Annotated in this window: 16 protein-coding genes and 3 pseudogenes; 5 read left to right on the forward strand and 14 right to left on the reverse strand. The window is 71.8% G+C overall.

Annotation, left to right across the window (positions count from 1 at the left end):
* Positions 1-8: 8 nt before the first annotated feature.
* The 11 genes and pseudogenes from pstA to IF19_RS0132535 all read right to left on the reverse strand — a co-directional run bounded on the left by pstA (position 9) and on the right by IF19_RS0132535 (position 11,760).
* On the reverse strand, positions 9-1,094 hold the full coding sequence (gene pstA / locus IF19_RS0132485; protein ID WP_030115834.1) for a phosphate ABC transporter permease PstA: 1,086 nt from the start codon (positions 1,092-1,094) through the stop codon (positions 9-11).
* Complete coding sequence (gene pstC, locus IF19_RS0132490; RefSeq protein ID WP_030115833.1) at positions 1,091-2,083, reverse strand: phosphate ABC transporter permease subunit PstC; 993 nt, start codon at positions 2,081-2,083, stop codon at positions 1,091-1,093. Before pstC ends, pstA begins: the two co-directional genes overlap by 4 nt.
* Before the next feature lie 234 nt (positions 2,084-2,317).
* Positions 2,318-3,454, reverse strand: a complete 1,137-nt coding sequence (pstS, locus tag IF19_RS0132495; protein WP_030115832.1) for a phosphate ABC transporter substrate-binding protein PstS — start codon at positions 3,452-3,454, stop codon at positions 2,318-2,320.
* Between the two features lie 402 nt (positions 3,455-3,856).
* Positions 3,857-4,294, reverse strand: coding sequence for an NUDIX hydrolase (locus IF19_RS0132500; RefSeq protein WP_030115831.1), 438 nt, complete (start codon positions 4,292-4,294; stop codon positions 3,857-3,859).
* Positions 4,291-5,520 carry a CHAD domain-containing protein gene (locus IF19_RS0132505; RefSeq protein ID WP_030115830.1) on the reverse strand — a complete coding sequence of 410 codons (1,230 nt, stop codon included), beginning with the start codon at positions 5,518-5,520 and terminating at the stop codon, positions 4,291-4,293. Before IF19_RS0132505 ends, IF19_RS0132500 begins: the two co-directional genes overlap by 4 nt.
* On the reverse strand, positions 5,507-7,756 hold the full coding sequence (locus IF19_RS0132510; RefSeq protein WP_030115829.1) for an RNA degradosome polyphosphate kinase: 2,250 nt from the start codon (positions 7,754-7,756) through the stop codon (positions 5,507-5,509). The genes IF19_RS0132505 and IF19_RS0132510 overlap by 14 nt, the downstream gene beginning before the upstream one ends.
* A gap of 536 nt (positions 7,757-8,292) precedes the next feature.
* Positions 8,293-8,562: pseudogene (locus IF19_RS1000000138765) on the reverse strand (ATP-binding cassette domain-containing protein); the annotation flags it as partial.
* The gene (locus IF19_RS0132520; RefSeq protein WP_030115827.1) at positions 8,559-9,041 is read right to left on the reverse strand and encodes a GntR family transcriptional regulator; all 483 of its coding nucleotides are present in this window, start codon (positions 9,039-9,041) and stop codon (positions 8,559-8,561) included. The gene IF19_RS0132520 and the pseudogene IF19_RS1000000138765, both read right to left, overlap by 4 nt.
* A 121-nt stretch (positions 9,042-9,162) precedes the next feature.
* Complete coding sequence (locus IF19_RS0132525; RefSeq protein ID WP_030115826.1) at positions 9,163-9,501, reverse strand: MerR family transcriptional regulator; 339 nt, start codon at positions 9,499-9,501, stop codon at positions 9,163-9,165.
* A 548-nt stretch (positions 9,502-10,049) separates the two neighbouring features.
* Positions 10,050-10,973: a mycothiol synthase gene (mshD, locus tag IF19_RS0132530; RefSeq protein WP_030115825.1), complete on the reverse strand. Its 924-nt coding sequence runs from the start codon at positions 10,971-10,973 to the stop codon at positions 10,050-10,052.
* A gap of 115 nt (positions 10,974-11,088) precedes the next feature.
* A complete protein-coding gene (locus tag IF19_RS0132535; RefSeq protein ID WP_136975162.1) occupies positions 11,089-11,760 on the reverse strand; it encodes a hypothetical protein in 672 nt (223 codons plus the stop codon).
* 344 nt (positions 11,761-12,104) lie between these two features.
* Between IF19_RS0132535 and IF19_RS0132540 the strand changes: the two genes are divergently transcribed.
* A complete protein-coding gene (locus IF19_RS0132540) occupies positions 12,105-13,928 on the forward strand; it encodes a bifunctional metallophosphatase/5'-nucleotidase (protein WP_030199257.1) in 1,824 nt (607 codons plus the stop codon).
* A 45-nt stretch (positions 13,929-13,973) separates the two neighbouring features.
* On the opposite strand, the gene IF19_RS0132545 is transcribed toward IF19_RS0132540, so the two are convergent.
* Together IF19_RS0132545 and IF19_RS0132550 are read right to left on the reverse strand one after the other, a co-directional pair.
* Positions 13,974-14,675, reverse strand: coding sequence for a class I SAM-dependent methyltransferase (locus tag IF19_RS0132545; protein WP_030115821.1), 702 nt, complete (start codon positions 14,673-14,675; stop codon positions 13,974-13,976).
* An 87-nt stretch (positions 14,676-14,762) separates the two neighbouring features.
* A complete protein-coding gene (locus IF19_RS0132550; protein ID WP_030115820.1) occupies positions 14,763-15,218 on the reverse strand; it encodes a glycine-rich domain-containing protein in 456 nt (151 codons plus the stop codon).
* Between the two features lie 171 nt (positions 15,219-15,389).
* Here IF19_RS0132550 and IF19_RS0132555 point away from each other — a divergent pair, with 171 nt between their 5' ends.
* The 4 genes and pseudogenes from IF19_RS0132555 to IF19_RS0132565 all read left to right on the forward strand — a co-directional run bounded on the left by IF19_RS0132555 (position 15,390) and on the right by IF19_RS0132565 (position 18,874).
* Positions 15,390-16,169, forward strand: coding sequence for a helix-turn-helix domain-containing protein (locus IF19_RS0132555; RefSeq protein WP_030115819.1), 780 nt, complete (start codon positions 15,390-15,392; stop codon positions 16,167-16,169).
* A gap of 46 nt (positions 16,170-16,215) precedes the next feature.
* Positions 16,216-16,536: pseudogene (locus tag IF19_RS1000000138990) on the forward strand (amidase family protein); the annotation flags it as partial.
* Between the two features lie 88 nt (positions 16,537-16,624).
* On the forward strand, positions 16,625-17,272 hold the full coding sequence (locus IF19_RS0132560) for an SMI1/KNR4 family protein (protein ID WP_050494059.1): 648 nt from the start codon (positions 16,625-16,627) through the stop codon (positions 17,270-17,272).
* Positions 17,273-17,413: 141 nt separating this feature from the next.
* Entirely contained in the window at positions 17,414-18,874 is a 1,461-nt protein-coding gene (locus IF19_RS0132565) for an amidase (protein ID WP_030277916.1), read from the forward strand.
* 40 nt (positions 18,875-18,914) lie between these two features.
* Here IF19_RS0132565 and IF19_RS0132570 read toward each other — a convergent pair.
* A pseudogene (locus IF19_RS0132570) lies at positions 18,915-19,392 on the reverse strand (hypothetical protein); the annotation flags it as partial.

Raw genomic sequence — 19,392 nt, forward strand, 5'->3', positions numbered from 1 at the left:
TGGCCGCGTCAGCGACCGGTCTTCGGGGCCTTCCAGCGGGCGATGCCGCGGGCCACGAGGTTGAGGATCATGACGAAGGCGATCAGCACCAGGGCCGCTGCCCAGGCGCGGTCGTAGGACGCGACCTCGCCGATCTTGTACTGCTCGTAGATGTAGAACGGCAGCGAGGACTGGGCGCCTTCGAAGGGGTTCGTGTTGATCAGCTGGCTGCCGAAGACCAGCAGGATGATCGGGGCGGTCTCACCGGCGATACGGGCGATGGCGAGCATGACGCCCGTGGTGATGCCGCCGATCGCGGTGGGCAGGACCACCTTCAGGATGGTGCGCCACTTCGGGATGCCGAGGGCGAGGGACGCCTCGCGCAGCTCATTCGGGACGAGCTTGAGCATCTCCTCGGTGGAGCGGACCACGACCGGGATCATCAGGATCGTCAGGGCGAGGGCGCCCATCAGGCCGGACGGCTCCAGGTTGGCGATCAGCATGATCGACAGGATGAAGAGACCGGCGACGATGGACGGGATGCCCGTCATCACGTCGACGAAGAAGGTGACGGCCTTGGCCAGCGAGCCCTTGCCGTACTCGACGAGGTAGACGGCGGTCAGCAGGCCGAGCGGGACGGAGATCACCGTGGCGATGCCGACCTGCTCCAGGGTGCCGATCAGCGCGTGGTAGACGCCGCCGCTCTCCTCGAAGCCGAGCACCCCGGCCATCGAGTGGGTGAGGAAGTAGCCGTCCAGGCGCTCGGCGCCGCGCACGACCGTCGTCCAGAGCAGCGAGGCGAGCGGGACGACGGCGACCAGGAAGCAGACCCACATCACGCTGGTGGCGAGGCGGTCCTTGGCCTGGCGCTGGTTCTCGACGACCGTCGTGGCGACGTAGGAGATGACCAGGAAGAACAGGGCCGAGAGCATGCCCCACTGGATGCGGCTCTCCCAGCCGGCGGCCAGCGAGAGGCCGACGCCGAGGGCGACCGCGACGACGGCGAAGCCGAGCGGCGCGAGGCGGGGCAGGGAGCGGCTGCCGAGGCTGCTCTTCTTCGGGGCGGGCGGTGCGGGCTGCGGGCGTTCCATGACGCCGGTGGGTGCGTGGCTCATGCGTTGGCCCCCGAGTACTCCTTGCGGCGGGCGATGATGAGCCGGGCCGCGCCGTTGACCAGCAGGGTGAGGACGAAGAGGACGAGACCGGAGGCGATCAGGGCGTCCCGCCCGAACGCGTCGGCCTCGCCGAACTTCGCCGCGATGTTCTGGGCGAACGTCCCGCCGCCCGGGTTGAGCACGTGCAGCGAGATGAGGAAGTTCGGGGAGAGGACCGTGGCGACGGCCATCGTCTCGCCGAGCGCGCGGCCGAGGCCCAGCATCGAGGCGGAGATGATGCCGGAGCGGCCGAACGGCAGCACGGAGAGGCGGATGACCTCCCAGCGGGTGGCGCCGAGCGCCAGCGCGGCCTCCTCGTTCATCTTCGGGACCTGGAGGAAGACCTCGCGGCTGACGCTGGTCACGATCGGCAGGATCATGATCGCGAGCAGGATGCCGACGGTGAAGAGCGAGCGGGCGATGCCGACCTCGGTCTTCTCGAAGATGTACGTCCAGCCCAGGTACTCGTCGAGCCAGAGGTTCAGGCCCTCCAGGTGCGGTACGAGGACCAGGGCGCCCCAGATGCCGTAGACGATGCTGGGCACGGCGGCCAGCAGGTCGACCACGTACGCGATGGGGGCGGCCAGCTTGCGCGGCGCGTAGTGCGAGATGAACAGGGCGATGCCGACGGCGATCGGAACCGCGATGACCATCGCGATGATCGAGCTGACGACGGTGCCGAAGAGCAGGACCGCGATGCCGAAGACCGGCGGGTCGCCGGCCGGGTTCCAGTCGAAGGTGGTGAGGAAGTTGCCCTCGTTCTTCGAGATGGCGATGACGGAGCGGTACGTGAGGAACACGGCGATCGACGCCATGATCACGAGCAGCAGGATGCCCGAGCCGCGGGAGAGGCCCAGGAAGACTTTGTCGCCCATGCGCCCGGTGGACCGGGGGGTGGGGCGGTCGACCGGCGGTGCCGGTGGCGTGTCTGTCGGTGTGGTGGAAGCCATGGTCTTTCCGGTCTGTGTGGGGGAGCCGGGGGCTCCCCTGGCGGCGGTGCACCGGATGGAGGGTGGGGCGGGTGGCGGGCCGGTCCGGAGGGGTGCGCCGGGCCGGCCTGCCGGTGACGGTCCGCGCCGGGTGACGGGGTGCGTCGGTGGCGCGGGCGTCGGGGTGGCTCGCGCCCGGGGGCGCGGGGCCGGTGGGCGGCCGGGCCGGGGAGCCCGGTCCGGCCGCCCCGGGTGTTACGAGAGGGAGCCGATGGTCTCGCGGACCTTGGCGTTGATCTCGGCCGGGATCGGCGCGTAGCCGGCCTCGGTCAGGATCTTCTGGCCGTCGTCGGAGGCCGTGTAGGACAGGAAGGACTTGACCGTGTCGAGGGTCTCGGGCTTGTTGCCGCTGTCGCAGACGACCTCGTACGTCACCAGGACGAGCGGGTAGGCGCCCTCGGCCTTGGTGGTGTAGTCGAGGTCGAGCGCCAGGTCCTTGCCGGTGCCCTTGATCTTGGCGGCGGCGATGGCCTTGGAGGCGTTCTCCGAGGTGGCCTGGACCGGGGCGGCGCCGCCGGTGTTGATGTCCACCGTGGTGATGCTCTGGGACTTGGCGTAGGAGAGCTCGAAGTAGCCGATCGCGCCGTCGACCTGCTTCACCTGGGAGGCGACGCCGGAGGAGCCGGAGGCGGCCTGGCCACCGGGGGCCGGCCACTTCTTCTCGGCCTCGTACTTCCACTCCTTCGGAGCGGCGGCGCCCAGGTACTTGCCGAGGTTCTGCGTGGTGCCGGAGTCCTCGGAGCGGTGGAACGCCTGGATCGCCTTGTCCGGCAGGTCGACGCCGTCGTTCAGCTTGGCGATCGCCGGGTCGTTCCACTTCTTGATCTTCGTGTCGAAGATCTTGGCGAGGGTGGGGGCGTCCAGCGTGAGCTTGTCGACACCCTCCAGCTTGAAGCCGATCGCGATCGGGCCGCCGACCATCGGCAGGTTGATGCCCTGGCCGGTCTTGCACATCTTCTTGGAGTCGGCGACCTCCTCGGGCTTCAGCGCCGAGTCGGAACCGGCGAAGCCGACGGTGCCCTGGTTGAAGGCGACGATGCCCTCACCGGAGGAGGAGGAGTTGTAGTTGATCTCCACACCCGAGCAGGCGGCCATGTAGTTCTTGACCCAGAGGTCCATGGCGTTCTTCTGAGCGCTGGAGCCGGAGGCGCGCAGCTGGCCCTTGGCCTTGCCGCAGTCGACGTTCGACGCAGCGGTCGTCTTCTCGCCCGCGCCGGCCGTGCCGCCGCCCGTGTTGTCGTCCGAACCGCACGCCGTGAGGACCAGGGCGCCGGAGACGGCGAGGGCACCGAGCGCGGTGGCACGAAGCCGGTTCTTGCGCTGAAGCTTCACTTTCGGGTGTTCCTTCCAGGAGCCGCCGTGGTCGTCTCGTTCTACGACGGCGTGCGATGAGGAGGGTGCCGTGGCTTGTCGCCGCGCACCTTGTACGTCCGAAATTAGGCAGAACAGGTGAAGCGGCCTACGGGGGAGAGTGAACGGCAGGTGAACCGTGTCGGGCAGGCGGGTGCGCGCCCGGCCGGGCGGCGCGGCCGGCGCGGGACGGCGGCGGGGCAGGGCCGGGCCGGAGGACGCGCAGGTCAGGGCGGTGCGGGGGTGGACGGTGCGGTGGTGCCCCGGCACGTGCGGTGGTGCGCCGGGGCGGATGGCGGTCGCCGTGGCCGCGGGCGTGGGGCAACCGGTCGCCGGGCCGGGAGGAGAGGGGCCGGGAGGAAAGGGGCTGGGGGAAGGGGGCGGTCAGCGCGGGGGCAGGACGTCCAGGAGGGCGGTGAGCTGCTCGACGTCGCGGGGCCGGGTGAGGCGTACGCGGGCGGCCTCGGGGGCCAGCCACAGCACCCGGTCCACCTCGTCGTTGGCGGTGAACGCGCCGCCCGTCGCCTCGGCCGCCCAGTAGACGACCTCCTTGGGCCTCCCCTCCACCGGATAGCGGGAGGTCGGCAGGGGCTCACCGAGGGCGCAGTGGTGGCCGGTCTCCTCCAGCACTTCCCGTACGGCGGCGGCCCGCGCCTCCTCGCCGCGTTTCAGCTTGCCCTTGGGGAAGGACCAGTCGTCGTAGCGGGGCCGGTGGACGAGGCAGACCTCCACCCCGCTTCCGTCCGGGGCGCGGCGCCACAGGACGCAGCCCGCCGCCCGGACGGGGCCGGTTTTCGCTCGGTGGGCCCGGTCGCCGCTCACGGGGCCGCCAGGGCGGTGGCGTACGGCCAGGTCTCCCGGAACGCGGCCCGCGCCGACTCCACCCCGTGGCGCTGGTCGGCGTGGAGGACGCCGAGCGCGTACGCCGTGGCCGGGGCGATCCGGGGGGTACGGGCGGCGGCGGCCGCCGCTCCGGCCGCTTCCACGGCGTCCCGGTGCAGGTCGAGGGCGTGGCCCGGGGCGGTCAGGCCGGGGTCGGCGCCGCCGAGGACCACCTCGTGGGCGTACCGGTGCAGGCGCAGCAGCAGCCGGGCCTGGTGCCAGGCGGCGTCCTGGGTCTCGTTGTACGGCCCCGTGTCGTCGGGCGGGAGGGCGGCCACGGCGGTGAGCAGGCGTTGTTCGGCGAGTTCGGCGGGCTCCAGGAGGGACGCGGCGGCGGCGCGGCCCGCGTGGCCGGAGGGCGCCGGGACTTCGGAGGCCAGGAGCGCCACGGCGTCGGCGATCGCGTGGAAGCGGGAGGAGCCGAGCGCCTGGAGGGCCGCGGAGTGCGACCGGGTCCGGGCGAGGGTGAGGCGGCGCTCCAGCAGGGCCGCGGCCCGGGCGGCCCCGACCCCGAGGGCGGCGCGGCCCTGGGCGTCGGCCCCGGCGGCCTCCCCGGCGGCGCGGGCGCCCCGGGCGGCGGGGAGGGTGGGGCCGGAGAGCAGGTGGAGGGCGTCGACGAGCCGGGCCAGCCGGTTCGCGTAGGCGTGTTCGCGGGCCAGGATTCCGGTGAGCCAGGCCAGCTCGCCCCGGAGCTGGTCGGCCCAGTGCGGGTCGAGCGCGGCCCGGAAGGTGTGCAGGGAGCCACCGATCCGGCGGGCCGCGCGGCGCAGTGCGCGGGCGGCTTCGGCGGCGCCGTGGCCGCCCGCGTCCGCCGGGGCGCTGTACTCGTGATGCAGGCGCAGGCTGCGCAGGAACTCGGCGGCCTGCCCCCGGAGGTAGGGGGCGAGAGCGCCCTCGGCGGTCGGTTCCCCGGTGAATCCGGTGAACCCCGCTCCGGCGGGCCCGGTTCCGGCGGACCCGGTTCCCGCGGACCCGGGGCGCGCGGCGGGGGTGCCGGTGGCGGCGGGAGGTCCGGACGGTTCGCCGGGCCCGGCGGACCTCGCTCCGGCGGGCGGTGTGCCGGGGGCCGCGTCCGGGCCCGCCGGGCCGGTGCCGGTGCCGTTGCCGGTGCCGAGGGTGGCCTCGGGCGCGGGCCGGGTCGTCGTCTGCTGGTCAGGGCGTCGCACGCCTGCGCCTCCGGGCGTCGATGAGCATTTCCTGGACGTGTCGCAGCGGCTGGCCGTCCGCGTCGGTGGCGTGCCGGGTCCAGTCCCCGTCGGGGCCCAGGTGCCAGGAGGCGGTGGTGTCGGCCATACCGGTCTCCAGGAGTCGGCTGAGTGCGGCGCGGTGGGCGGGGTCGGTGACCCGGACCAGGGCTTCGATCCGGCGGTCGAGGTTGCGGTGCATCATGTCGGCGCTGCCGAACCACACCTCGGGCTCGCCGCCGTTGCCGAAGGAGAAGATCCGGGAGTGTTCGAGGAAGCGGCCGAGTATGGAGCGGACCCGGATGTTCTCGGAGAGCCCGGTGACGCCGGGGCGGATCGCGCAGATGCCGCGTACCCAGATGTCGACGGGGACGCCCGCCTGGGCCGCCCGGTAGCAGGCGTCGATGATCGCTTCGTCGACCATCGAGTTGACCTTGAACCGGACGTAGGCGGGCCGGCCCGCGCGGTGGTGGGCGATCTCCTTGTTGATGCGGGCGATCAGCCCGTCGCGCAGCGACTTCGGGGCGACCAGGAGGCGGCGGTAGGTCTCACGGCGGGAGTAGCCGGAGAGCCGGTTGAACAGGTCGGAGAGGTCCGCGCCGACCTGCGGGTCCGCCGTGAGCAGGCCGAGGTCCTCGTACAGCCGGGCCGTCTTGGGGTGGTAGTTGCCGGTGCCGACGTGGGAGTAGCGGCGCAGCGTGTCGCCCTCCTGGCGGACGACCAGGGAGAGCTTGCAGTGCGTCTTGAGCCCGACGAGGCCGTAGACGACGTGGCAGCCCGCCTCCTCCAGCTTGCGGGCCCACTTGATGTTGGCCTGCTCGTCGAAGCGCGCCTTGATCTCGACGAGGACGAGGACCTGCTTGCCGGACTCGGCGGCGTCGATCAGGGCGTCCACTATCGGGGAGTCGCCGGAGGTGCGGTACAGGGTCTGCTTGATCGCCAGCACGTCCGGATCACCCGCCGCCTGCTCCAGGAACGCCTGGACGGAGGTGGAGAACGAGTCGTACGGGTGGTGGAGCAGCACGTCCCGCTCGCGCAGGGCGGCGAAGATGTCGGGCGCGGACGCGGACTCCACCTCGGCGAGGTCCCGGTGGGTGCCCGCGACGAACTTCGGGTACTTCAGCTCGGGCCGGTCCAGCGAGGCGATCGCGAACAGACCGGTCAGGTCGAGCGGGCCGGGCAGCGGGTAGACCTCCGCGTCGGACACCTTCAGCTCGCGGACCAGCAGGTCCAGGACGTACGGGTCGATGGACTCCTCGACCTCCAGCCGGACCGGCGGGCCGAAGCGGCGGCGCATGAGCTCCTTCTCCAGGGCCTGGAGCAGGTTCTCCGCGTCGTCCTCCTCGACCTCCAGGTCCTCGTTCCTGGTGACCCGGAACATGTGGTGCGCCAGCACCTCCATCCCCGGGAACAGCTCCTCCAGGTGGGCCGCGATGACGTCCTCGATGGGCACGTACCGCTGCGGCGACGCCTCCAGGAAGCGGGTCAGCAGCGGCGGAACCTTGACCCGGGCGAAGTGGCGGTGGCCGCTGACCGGGTTGCGGACGACGACGGCGAGGTTGAGCGAGAGCCCGGAGATGTACGGGAACGGGTGCGCGGGGTCGACCGCCAGCGGGGTCAGGACCGGGAAGACGCGCTGCCGGAAGAAGGTGAACAGGCGGGCCTGCTCCTTCTCGGTCAGGTCGGGCCAGCGGAGCAGCTGGATGCCCTCGTCGGACAGCTCGGGGGCGATGTCCTGCTGGTAGCAGGCGGCGTGCCGGGCCATGAGCTCGCGCGACCGGGTCCAGATGAGGTCCAGCACCTCGCGGGGCTGGAGGCCCGAGGCGGAGCGGGTGGCGACCCCGGTGGCGATGCGGCGCTTGAGGCCGGCCACCCGGACCATGAAGAACTCGTCCAGGTTCGAGGCGAAGATGGCGAGGAAGTTGGCCCGCTCCAGGATGGGGGTGGCCGGGTCCTCGGCCAGTTCCAGGACCCGCTCGTTGAACGCCAGCCAGCTCCGTTCGCGGTCCAGGAAGCGGCCCTGGGGCAGCTCGTCGCCGTCCCGGTCGGGCTCGTACGCGTCGGCGTCGGCGTCCAGGTCGGGATCGAGGTCGGCGGCGGTGGAGAAGCCGACCCCGCGGGAGGCGGGCGTGGCGTGTGGCCGGTGCGCGGCGAGTGAGCCGACGGACGGCTGGGCGGCGGGCTGGACCGGGACCTCGGAGCTGGGCTGCTGGCTCATGGACCTATTCTTCCGCGCGGAGCGCTCCTCAGGCGCGTCGGAGCCGGGAAAGATCGCGGAAGGCCCGGGAAACCCGGGGTCACGGCCGGGTCGGCCGGTGGGGGAGCCCGCAGGGGAGTCCGCGGGGGCGTCGCCCCGGGCTTTCCCGTTGCGGCGGGGGGCTGGCAGAGCTGGCTGCATCCCGTGAGGGTCGCAAGGACGTCTGAATGGCCGGTAACGGCGACATGACGTCCAGGAAGCGGTGTGCCTGCGGGTGGGCCTCGCGGTCACGCTGCGTGGTCGGCGCGCGCGTGGTCGCCCCGGGCGGGCGTACGCGTTCGCCGGGGCGGTGCGCGTACGACGGGGGCGTACGGGGGTGGGGGGTGCGCGTACGACGGGGGCGTACGCGGTGTGTGGGGTGGGCGCGTACGTGCCCGCCGTCCGGACCCACCCCTCGTGGGGCCCGGACGGCGGGTGGCGCGGGACGGGTCCGCTCAGCCGTGCAGGCGGCGCAGGACCCGGAAGGCGGCGTACACGGCGAGGGCGGCGAGAGCGAGCAGGGGCTTGTCCTGGGGGACGAAGGCGGTGCGGTCGCGTACGTCGCCGGGGTCGGCGGAGCCGAGGACGGAGAGCGACCCGGCGGTGGGGCGGCCCATGCCGGCGGCCAGGTTGAACAGGGTCGACTTGCCCGCCCTGTTGGGCCCGACGATGGTGCAGACGCGGCCTGCCGGCAGCCGGAACGAGCAGTCATCCAGGGCGCGGTGGCCGCCGCCCCTGCGCCCGTAGGTATTTCCGAGGCCGTGTGCCCCGATCGCGACGCCGGTCATCGTTCCTGGCCCCCTTTGCGCGAACGGCCCGCTGTTTCGGCTCCGTTCGCGTCATCCGGGTCGTACGTGTCGTTCGTGCTGAATGTGGTGTCCAGTACGGCGGTGAAGAGCGCGCCGACGTCGTCCTTCTCCAGTCCGGCCGCCCGTGCCCGGCGGGCCCGGTCGGCGAGATCGCCGCGCAGCGGCCCGTCGGCGGCGGCAGCGTCGGCCGCACCGCCCAGCGTCCGGCGGACGAAGGTGCCGAGCCCCCGGCGGGCCTCGACGAGGCCCTCGCGTTCCAGCTCCCGGTACGCCTTGAGGACTGTGTTCGGGTTGATTGCGGTGGCTTCCGCGACCTCGCGGGCGGTCGGCAGCCGGTCGCCCGGTTCGAGCATGCCCAGGCGCAGGGCCTGCTTGGTCTGCTGGACGATCTGGAGATAGGTGGCGACGCCGCTGCGCCGGTCGATGCGGAACTCGACCGCTGCGGACTCGGCTGCCATGTGCAGCACCCCCCTTTCACTAATTGAGTAGTGAAAGGGGGGTGCAGAAGTGGGGCGGCGTCAAGTGACTCCGCCCCATGGGAGGTCCGGGATGCTGAGCCGGGTCGCGCAGGCGGATGGGCTACGCGGACGGCGGTGCCGGTGAGCGTTCCGCGCGCAGCTCCTCGTTGATGCGCTGTGCTTCTTCCAGCTGGTCCTCGAGGATGACGATGCGGCAGGCGTCCTCGATCTTCGTGCCCTGGTCGACCAGTTCACGGGCGCGGGCCGCGATGCGCAGCTGGTAACGGGAGTAGCGGCGATGGCCTCCGTCGGAGCGGAGCGGCGTGATCAGCCGGTTCTCGCCGAGCGTGCGGAGGAAGGCGGGTGAGGTGCCGAGCATCTCGGCGGCCCGGCCCATGGTGTAGGCGGGGTAATCGTCATCGTCGAAATTGTCGGTGGGGCGGGTACCGCGTGGGGGCATAACACCTCTTCTTTCGGGGACACGTCGGGGGGCCCGAGCGCCGTGCGGCGCTCGGGCCCCGAGCTTTCAACACCATCTGCCGACCGACCGGGTCGGCCTTCTTGTTCCGCCGGGCCGCCCGAGGGGGCGGGGGAGCGGGGATCGCGGATGCGTGACCGGGGACCACCTTCCGTTCCGGGGCCTGCGGTACCCGAGCGGATGACTTCCTCGCTCAGGCGATCCTGATGGCGTCTGCTCCTTCTCTTCTCGTTACTGCGCTTTCTTGTTGCTCCTGCGGTACTGCGCGTGGCCCCTGGGGCCGCCGGCCCGGCAGCCAGGGGGAGAACCCATCGGTTCCGGCTCTCCCGCTCCACTGCCGTTCCGCTACTGCTCTGACCTGCGTGCGCGGCAGTTCGTGTCTGCCGTGCTGTGCTTTCTTCGGCTACGAGGGAAAGGCTAGACCCGTCGAGTGGCGAATGTCTACTCTCGCCGCGACAGTTTTTCTTCGATGCTTGATGTTCGTCTTCTGCAGTGTCCGAGCGACGGAAACTGGTGCCGCTGCGGCGGTCTCAGGACTCGGTGCGGTACATCAGGTCCACCTCGTGGGTGGTGAAGCCCATCCGCTCGTACACCGTCACCGCCGCCGTGTTGTCCGCGTCCACGTAGAGCATCGCGGTCGGCAGCCCCTCGGAGGCCAGGTGGTGCAGCCCGATCGAGGTCAGCGCCTTGCCGAGGCCGCCGCCCTGGGCGTCGGGCAGGACCCCGACCACGTACACCTCGCCGAGCCGCTCCTCCGCGTGCACCTTCGTCCAGTGGAAGCCGACGAGCTCGCCGTCCCGCTCGGCCAGGAAGAAGCCCTTCGGGTCGAACCAGGGCTCCGCCTTCCGGTCGTCCAGGTCCTGCTGGGTCAGGGACCCCTGCTCGGGGTGGTGGGCGAACGCGGCGCGGTTCACGGCGAGCCAGGCGGCGTCGTCCCGGCCCGGCTCGAAGGTCCGTACGGTGACGCCCTCGGGAAGCACCGGGTCGGCGAGGTCGAGCGGGGCCAGGCCGCGGCGGAGCTGGCGCAGCTCGCGGAAGAGGGAGAGGCCGAGCACCTGGGCCAGGTGGCGGGCGGCCGAGCTTCCGCCGTGCGCCCACACCCGCAGCCGCTTGCCGGTCGCGGCGAGGAGCGCCGCGCCGAGCGCCCGGCCGTGGCCGCTGCCGCGCCGGTCGGGGTGGACGACCAGTTCGGCGGCCGGGGCCTCGACCGGGTCGGTGTCCTCCAGTTGGGCGTACCCGGCGAGCGCTCCCTCGACGGTGAGGAGGAAGTGCCGTACGCCCTCGCGGTGCCCGCCCCGGATACGGAGCCTGCCCTGCTCGGAGACGGCTTGCCGGCCGTCGGACCGGGCGGCGTCGGAGAGCAGGGCGAGGACGGCGTCGGCCTGCGCGGAGTCGAGCGCGTCGAGGGCCTGGATCTCGCGTCCGGGGGCGGGGAGGGGTGCGTCAGTCGTCATGCGTCCGAGCGTACGGGGAGGGGGCGCGGTGGGGCGGGCGTGCCGGGGCCCGCGGGGAAAGGGCGGCATGGTGAATCCGGCGGGGGCCCCGGGCTCGTCCCGCCGGCCCCCGTGCTCACCCCGCCAGCAGGTGGGCGGCGGCGAGGACGGCGAGGGGGAGCGGCGCCCAGACGGCGTAGGGCCGGACGCGGGTTCGGGCGCCGGCCCGCTCGGTGGGCCGGAGTTCCGGGTTGCGGACCATGATCGTCAGGTGGTCCGCCATCGCCCGCGCCCCGTCCGGCCGACGCAGCATCCGGGCCAGGGGCGCCGGGAGGAACGGCCCGGTGATCCGGCTCCCGACGTGTACGCATCCGTCCCGCCGGGCCACGGCCTTGCCCACCTCGTCCCAGGGCAGGCGTTCGACCGTGAACAGGCGGGGTACCGCCACGCCGTCCCGGTCCGCGGTCACCCGCCAGGCGCCCAGGCGGGCGAAGATCCAGAGCGCGACACTCAGCGTCCACAGCCGCAGAAGCCACTCCATGGCGGTGAGCCCCGCGAGGTCCGTTCCGTACGCGAAGGGGCTGAGCAGCACCAACTGGCCCAGCCACAAGGCCGCGAGCACCCGGCAGCCCACGCCCGCGCCCCACACCAGGGGCGCGTCGGCCGGCGCGGTCGTGGCGGCCCGCGCTTCCTGCCGTACCCGGTCCTCCCGGGCGTGGGCGCGTCGGCGTTCCCGTCTGCCACCGCCACCACTACCGCTACCGCCACCACTGTCGCCAGTGCGGCTTCCGGTCTCCCGCCTCGCCATGAGCCCCCACCCCTGTCGGAACATGCCTGCCGCCGCGACGTCGTCCCGTCGTCCGGCCCGCGTGCCACCGCAACCGTACGGCGGTGCCGCACCCGTGCGTACGTACGGAGGTGACCACCGGCGTCCCACCGGCGGTACCGAGCCCCGGACATGGCCGGTTCGGTACGTCCGTTTGGCCGGATGGCAACCAGGTCGTAACCCCGGACACCTGTTGCGCTACGCGCGTTGACTCTAGGCTGCGGCACGCAGGATTCCCGAAGTGCGCCGCCATACGCGACAACCGGTGACATACGCGGCATCGACGGCACCTGTGACACCTCGACCACTGACACACAAGGGGACCGATGTCAGCGAATGTGCAGAAGAACCGCATGACACGGCGGGTGCTCGCCGCCGCGGCCGGGCTGGCGACCATGGGCGCGCTCGTCGCCGCGATGCCGGCCGGCGCCCATGACCGCGGACACGGCCATGGACACGGGCACGGCCACGGCCACAAGCCCCGTACCGTCGACGTGCAGTTGCTGTCGTTCAACGACCTGCACGGCAACCTGGAGCCCCCGGCCGGTTCGGCGGGCAACGTCTCCGAGACGCAGCCCGACGGCACGGTGAAGGCGATCCCGGCCGGTGGCGTCGAGTACCTGGCGACCTCGCTGCGCACCGCGCGCAAGGGCAACCCGTACTCCGTCACGGCGGCCGGCGGCGACATGGTCGGCGCGAGCCCGCTGCTGTCGGGCCTCTTCCACGACGAGCCGACGATCGAGGCGCTGAACAAGCTCGACCTGGACGTCACGGCGGTCGGCAACCACGAGTTCGACGAGGGCGCGACCGAGCTGGCCCGCCTGCAGAACGGCGGCTGCCACCCGGTCGAGGGCTGCTACGAGAAGGGCAAGAAGTTCAAGGGAGCGGACTTCCCCTACCTCGCGGCCAACGTGACCAAGGAGAAGACCGGCAAGCCGCTGCTGAAGCCGTACACCGTCTGGAAGAAGAACGGCGTCAAGATCGGCTTCATCGGTGTGACCCTGGAGGGCACGCCGGACATCGTGACCGCGAACGGCGTCAAGGGCCTCAAGTTCCACGACGAGGTCGAGACGATCAACAAGTACGCCCGCGAGCTGGACCGCAAGGGCGTCAAGTCCATCGTGGCGCTGATCCACGAGGGCGGGGCCCCGGCCTCCACCTCGTACAACTACGACTGCGACAGCCCCGGCGCGGGCGACGGCATCTCCGGCCCGATCGTCGACATCGCCAAGGGCATCACGCCGAAGGTGGACGCCCTGGTCACCGGCCACACCCACCAGGCGTACGTCTGCACCGTCCCGGACCCGTCCGGCAAGCCGCGCATGGTCACCTCGGCCTCGTCGTTCGGCAAGCTGTACACGGACACCACGCTCACCTACGACCGCCGCACGAACGACATCGTCCGTACGTCGGTGAAGTCCGCGAACCACATCGTCACCCGCGACCAGCCCAAGGCCGCCGACATGACGAGCCTGATCAGCCGCTGGAACAAGCTGGCCGCCCCGATCGCCAACAAGCCGCAGGGCTGGATCAGCGCCGACATCAACGGCCGCGGCTCCACCGCCCTGGAGAAGCCGCTCGGCAACGTCATCGCCGACGCCCAGCTCGAAGGACTCGCCCCGGCCGACAAGGGCGGCGCGGAAGTGGCGTTCATGAACCCGGGCGGCATCCGCGCGGACCTGGTGCACAAGGCGTCCGGCAGTGAGGGCGACGGGGTCGTCACGTACGGCGAGGCGTTCACCGTGCAGCCCTTCACCAACATGATGAACGTCGTCGACCTGACCGGCGCGCAGCTCGTCGCCGCGCTCCAGCAGCAGGTGAGCGGCTCCAACGAGGCCAGCCCGAAGATCCTCCAGATCTCCAAGGGCCTCACCTACACCCTCGACCTGACGAAGACCGGCGCGGCCCGCGTGGTCACCGACAGCATCAAGCTGAACGGCGAGGCGATCGACCCGGCGCGCACCTACCGCGTCGCGATGAACGAATTCCTCGCGGGCGGCGGCGACGGCTTCCCGGCGCTCGGCCAGGGCACGAACAAGCTGGTCGGCGCGTCCGACCTCGACGTGTTCAACGCCTACCTGGCGGCCCACTCCTCGGCCACCGCCCCGCTGGCCCCGCCGGCGACGGACCGGATCACGGTCGTCCAGTAGCGCTCGTACGGCTGAGGGGCGGTGGGCCTGCGGGCCTGCCGCCCCTCACTGCTGTCCGGAGCGGGCCGCCCGGCTGCCGCGAACGGCGCGTACGAGCAGCGTGCCCGTGCGCCGGCTTCCTGAGGGCGGCGGGATCACGGATGCTGACACGTCCACGTAGCCGTGTTCCTTGAGGATCAGCTCCCATGCGCCGGGCTCGTAGTCCCACCGCTTGACGACTGCGGGATCTTCGTCGGGCCCGCGCGGGATGTATGACGCTTGGCAGCCGTAGCACCCTTCGACCGGGGGCCGCTGGGAGAAGGTGAACACACCGCTCGGCTTGAGATGCGCGTGAACGGCCGGCAACAGGAGCGCGGGGTCGGTGAACCAGGCCGCGCCGAACACGCTGTACATCGCGTCGAAGGCCCTGGAGGAGCTCCCGAGGTAGGCGAGGGCGTCGGACTGATGTAGCTCCATCCCACCCACTCCGGACCACCGCTCCCGTGCCTTGTCGAGTTGCTTGGCGGAGAGGTCGACTCCTACGGACGTCATGCCGAGCGTTGCCAAGTGGGCGGTGTTGCCACCGGAGCCGCACCCGAGATCGAGCACGCTGTCTCCGGGCCGCAGAGCGAGCACCTCGGCCCCGGGGCCGTGGTCCGGGTACTGGCTCCAGTTGAACCAAGTGGTCTCGCCCTTGGCGTTGGTCCTCCGCCGTTGCGGCTTGCCCCGGGAGTAGGTGTCCCAGGCGGCGCTACGCGCATCAGTCACGACCTGTCCGTTCTTGTCAGGGCGACAGCCGCCCGGAACGATACCGGGCGGCTGAGGCATGCGGTGGGAGACCGCTGTTGGGCGCGGCTACGTGGCGACGGGGCTGTCGGAGCAGCCCGCGTAGCTCTGGGTGCAGTCGGCCGCGCCGTTGACCGGCCAGAAATCCGGGTCCACGTCGAACCCGGCCGACCGGATCATCTCGGCCGTCCGGTGCATCGCCAACCGCCCGTCGACGGGGCTGTGGCCGCTGCCCCGGTCGGGGGTGTGGTGGATGAAACCGCCGAGCACGTCGCAGAGTTCGGCGTAGTGCCTGGTGTGCAGCACCAGAGCGTGCCAGAAGAGGTCGACGCGCAGGCTGGGCGTCATCCGCTCGGTGGTGCTCGCGGCGACGGCGAGGAACGCCGTGACCTGGCGGATACCGCGCTCGCCCTGATTGTCGGTCAGCTCCGGCCAGAAGTCCTCACGGATCATGGAGATGAGCTGAGCCTTCAGCTCCGGGGAGATGCGGTCGTACACGTTCTGTGTGGTGTCGGTGATCGTCATGTCTATGTCCTCCACTTCTCGGTGTGGTCGATGGGCTGATGTTCCTGCTCTCGGTCGGACCGAACGACGGCGCTTCGGGCGTCGTGCAGGCGTCGCTTGAGGGGCGCTGATGGCTCGTCCGGGACGTCAAACCGGTGTCATTGACAGCCTCTTGGCTCTAGCGTTGAGGTCATGACGACGACTGCCGCGGTGCCGAACGATCTGCTGCGGGCCGTACGCATCGGCCTGCGGATGAGCCAGGACGACTTCGCCAAAGCGCTCCGCCGGGCGGGCGAGGAGCTGGGCGAGCCCAACGACGCTTCCAAGCGCTTGGTGCAGCGCTGGGAGTCCGGGACGAGCAGGACACCTCGGGGTGTGTACGCCAGAGCCTTAGAAAGGGTCACCGGCCGCCCGATCGAGGCTTTGGGGTTCAGCCTGCCTGTGCCGACGCCTCGGGTGCGAACAGACGGGAAGGGAGGGCACGACATGGAGCCGAGGGCGAGCGGGGTCGGTTCTGCCGCAGGACGGGGGCGGCTGGACGCGCAGGCTGCTGAGGCGACATTCTCGGGTGTATGGCTCAGCCGCTACGAATTCTTCTCCTCGGGTCGGGACGACTCGTTCGAGGGCAAGCACTACGTGGTGGTCGTTCAGCACGGAAATCGGTTGACCGCTCAGAGCCTTCCCGGCGCCAGTAGCAATCTCGACAGTCCACTCGCACTGGACCTGACCGTGGATCGTAACGTCGTCACGGGTACATGGGTCGAGCAGACGGCTGCGGACGGCTACTACAACGGAGCCCGGTACCACGGTGCTGTTCAGCTCCTGGTTGACCCCACCGGACGACGCATGACCGGCAAGTGGGTCGGCTTCGGCAAGGACTTCGACGTGAACACCGGCCCGTGGGAGCTGAGGCTGGTGGACGGCTCCACCAGCAAGGCGACGCTCGCGCGATACAGCGTGCCGCCGGAGTAGCGCGCCATCGCTCGGAGTGCGGGTACGTGGGCGCGACGCACGCCCGGTGTCCCGGCCTCCTTTCGGCGCCCGGCGTTCTTTGGCTTCAAAACGTCGTCTATACCGTCGCATTCATGGACAGGACCTTCGATTCGGCAGAGAAGCTCGTGGGTGCCCTGCGGTCAAGGAGTCGTACGACGTCGCCGGGTTGCCCACGACGTGGGGCATCCCGCTGCACCGCGACCACGTTCCGGCCGAGGACGCCGTGCAGGTGGCGCGGCTCAAGGAGGCGGGCGCGGTGGTGCTCGGCAAGGCGAACATGCAGCTGTGGCTGCAGAGTTGCAATGACCGCTACGGCACCACCAACAACCCCTGGGGCCGCGGGCGTACGCCGGGCGGGCCTGCCGACCCTTCGCGTTGGGCGGCTGGACGGGCGGGAGAGCGGGCGGAGGTCCCGGCTGGGAGGGTGCTGTGTCATGACCGCATCGATCGACGAGTCGTGGGCGCGCATCGAGAACTGGCTGGCGGAGCACGTGCCGCAGACCTACGCCGAGCTGGCGCCGCCTGCGGACCCAGCGGACATCGCCGCGCTCGAACGCGTCGTCGGACGCCCGCTGTTGAGACCCCTGGTGGCGTCGCTGCTGCGACACGACGGTGTGCTCGACCGGGCCGAGGGCTCGCTGCTTCCGGGGTACTACCGACCGATCAGCGCTCGCGGGACAGTGGCCGCGTGGCACCTCCTCACCGCGTACCACGACGCGTGCGAGGCGGAGGAGGGAGGAGAGGAGGTGGGCCACGACTTCATGAAGCTCGGGTCCAGCAGAATCCTGTACGGACATCCGCAGCTGATCCCCGTCGCGCGGGACCTCGGCGGCGCGTACATCGTGCTGGACCACCGCCCCGGGATCGACCGGGGGCGCCTCCACGAAGCCGAGCCCGTCGAAGGCGTCATGCGGGTATCGCACGAGAAGTGGGCGTCTCTGCCGCTGCTCATGGAGGCGGTCGCCACCAGCATGGAGACCTCCCAGCCGCTCAACGGCGACGTGCCGGTGGTGGACGAGGAGCAGAGGCTGCACTGGGAGTCCGTACGGCTGCGCGACGCCCTGCCCCCGCCCCGGGCCTGACGCGTCACGGCACCCGGCTGCCCTCGACGGCCTCGCGGGGCCCGTCGCGGGGCGACTTCCGCGGCGCACGGCCGGAGTGTCGGTCTCCTTGCGGCGCACGGCGTTTTGTGGCTTCAACACGTCGTCCATACGGTCGCGTTCATGGACAGGACTTTCGATTCGGCAGAGAAGCTCATGGGTGCCCTGCGGTCCGGTGAGGTGAGCTCGGTGGAGCTGACCGACGCGGCGATCGACCGCATCGAGCGGTATGACCGGGACATCAACGCGATATGCGTGCCGGACTTCGACCGGGCGCGGGCCGCGGCCAGGGACGCCGACCGGGCGCGCGCCCGGGGTGAGGACCGGCCGCTGCTCGGCCTGCCGGTGACGGTCAAGGAGTCGTACGACGTCGCCGGGCTGCCCACGACGTGGGGCATCCCGCTGCACCGCGACCACGTTCCGGCCGAGGACGCCGTGCAGGTGGCGCGGCTCAAGGACGCGGGCGCGGTGGTGCTCGGCAAGACGAACGTGCCGCTGTGGCTGCAGGATCTGCAGAGTTACAACGACATCTACGGCACCACCAACAACCCCTGGGACCACGGGCGTACGCCGGGCGGATCCTCCGGCGGATCGGCCGCCGCCCTGGCGTGCGGGTTCGGCGCGCTGTCCATCGGCTCCGACATCGGCGGTTCGCTGCGCACCCCGGCCCACTTCTGCGGCGTCTACGCGCACAAGCCGACGCTGGGACTGGCGGCGAGCCGGGGCATGGTCCCGCCGACCGCTCCCGCGTTGCCCGTCGAACTCGACCTCGCCGTGGTCGGGCCGATGGCACGCACCGCCCGCGACCTCACGCTCCTGCTCGACGTCATGGCCGGGCCCGACCCGCTGACGTCGGGGGTGGCGCACACCGTGACGCTGCCGCCCGCCCGGCACGAACGGCTGTGTGACTTCCGGGTCCTGGTCCTCGACGCGCATCCGCTCCTGCCGACCGGTGCCGCCGTACGGTCGGCCGTGGAACGGGTGGCCCGAGCGCTGGCCGATGTCGGCGCCCGTGTGGAGCGGCACAGCCTGCTGCTGCCCGATCTCGCCGAAGCCGCCCTGGTGTACATGCGGTTGCTGGCCGCAGGCTCGTCGGCGGGCTTCTCCGACGAACGGTACGAGCTGGTGCGGGCTCGCGCCGCCGGACTGGCGGCGGACGACCGGAGCCTCGACGCGGCCCGGCTGCGCGGCACGGTGCTCAGCCACCGTGCGTGGCTCGGGGTGAACCAGCGGCGCGAGGCCCACCGCCACGGCTGGCGGCGGCTGTTCACGGAGTTCGACGCCGTGGTGTGCCCCGTCTCGCCCACGGCGGCCTTCCCGCACGATCACGAACTCGACCCGTTGGAGCGGCTGATCGCCATCGACGGCGTGGACCACCCGTACTTCGACCAGCTCGTCTGGGCCGGGCTGCCCACCATGCCCGGCCTGCCCGCCACCGCCGTGCCGGCGGGCCGGTCTCCTGAGGGGCTGCCGGTGGGCGTGCAGCTCATCGGGCCGATGTACGAGGACCGCACGCCGCTGCGGCTGGCGGAGCTGCTGGAGGAGGCGATGGGCGGTTTCGAGGCGCCCGGGGCGCAGGGGTGAGGGCGCGGGAGCGGCAGCCGTAGGTGGGGTGTCCGGCCGGTCAGGCGGCGGCCGGGGTGTCGACGGCCGGGGCGTCGGCGGCTCGGGCCTCGCGGCAGTCGCGGCAGAGGCCGGGGGTGAGGGAGCGGATACCGCGTTCGCAGCCGTCGCAGTTCAGGAAGGGGATGACGGTGGGGCGGTTGGAGGCGGGGGCGGCGAGGTCGTCGGCGCTGGGGAGGGGCGGGGGCAGGAGCGCGGTGAGGCGGTGCTTGAGGAGTTTGGCGGGGTGGCGCAGTGGCTGGGGGAGGTCGGTGGTGAGGGCGCGGCGGATGGTGTCGGGGTGGGCTTCGCGTTCGAGCCAGGCGGCCACGGCGGGGGCGAGGGTGCCGATGTCGGCTGCGGAGAGCGTGAGTTCGGGCGCGTGACGGCGTAGGTCGCTGAGGAGCGCGGTGGCCGCGTGGGTGAGCTGCGGGGTGGGCGTGCCGGGGCGGGGGAGCGGCGGCGCCGGAAGCTTGCGCGCGCTGGGGTGGGGGACGAGG

The sequence above is a fragment of the Streptomyces californicus genome, from assembly GCF_000717645.1.
GTDB lineage: Bacteria > Actinomycetota > Actinomycetes > Streptomycetales > Streptomycetaceae > Streptomyces > Streptomyces californicus.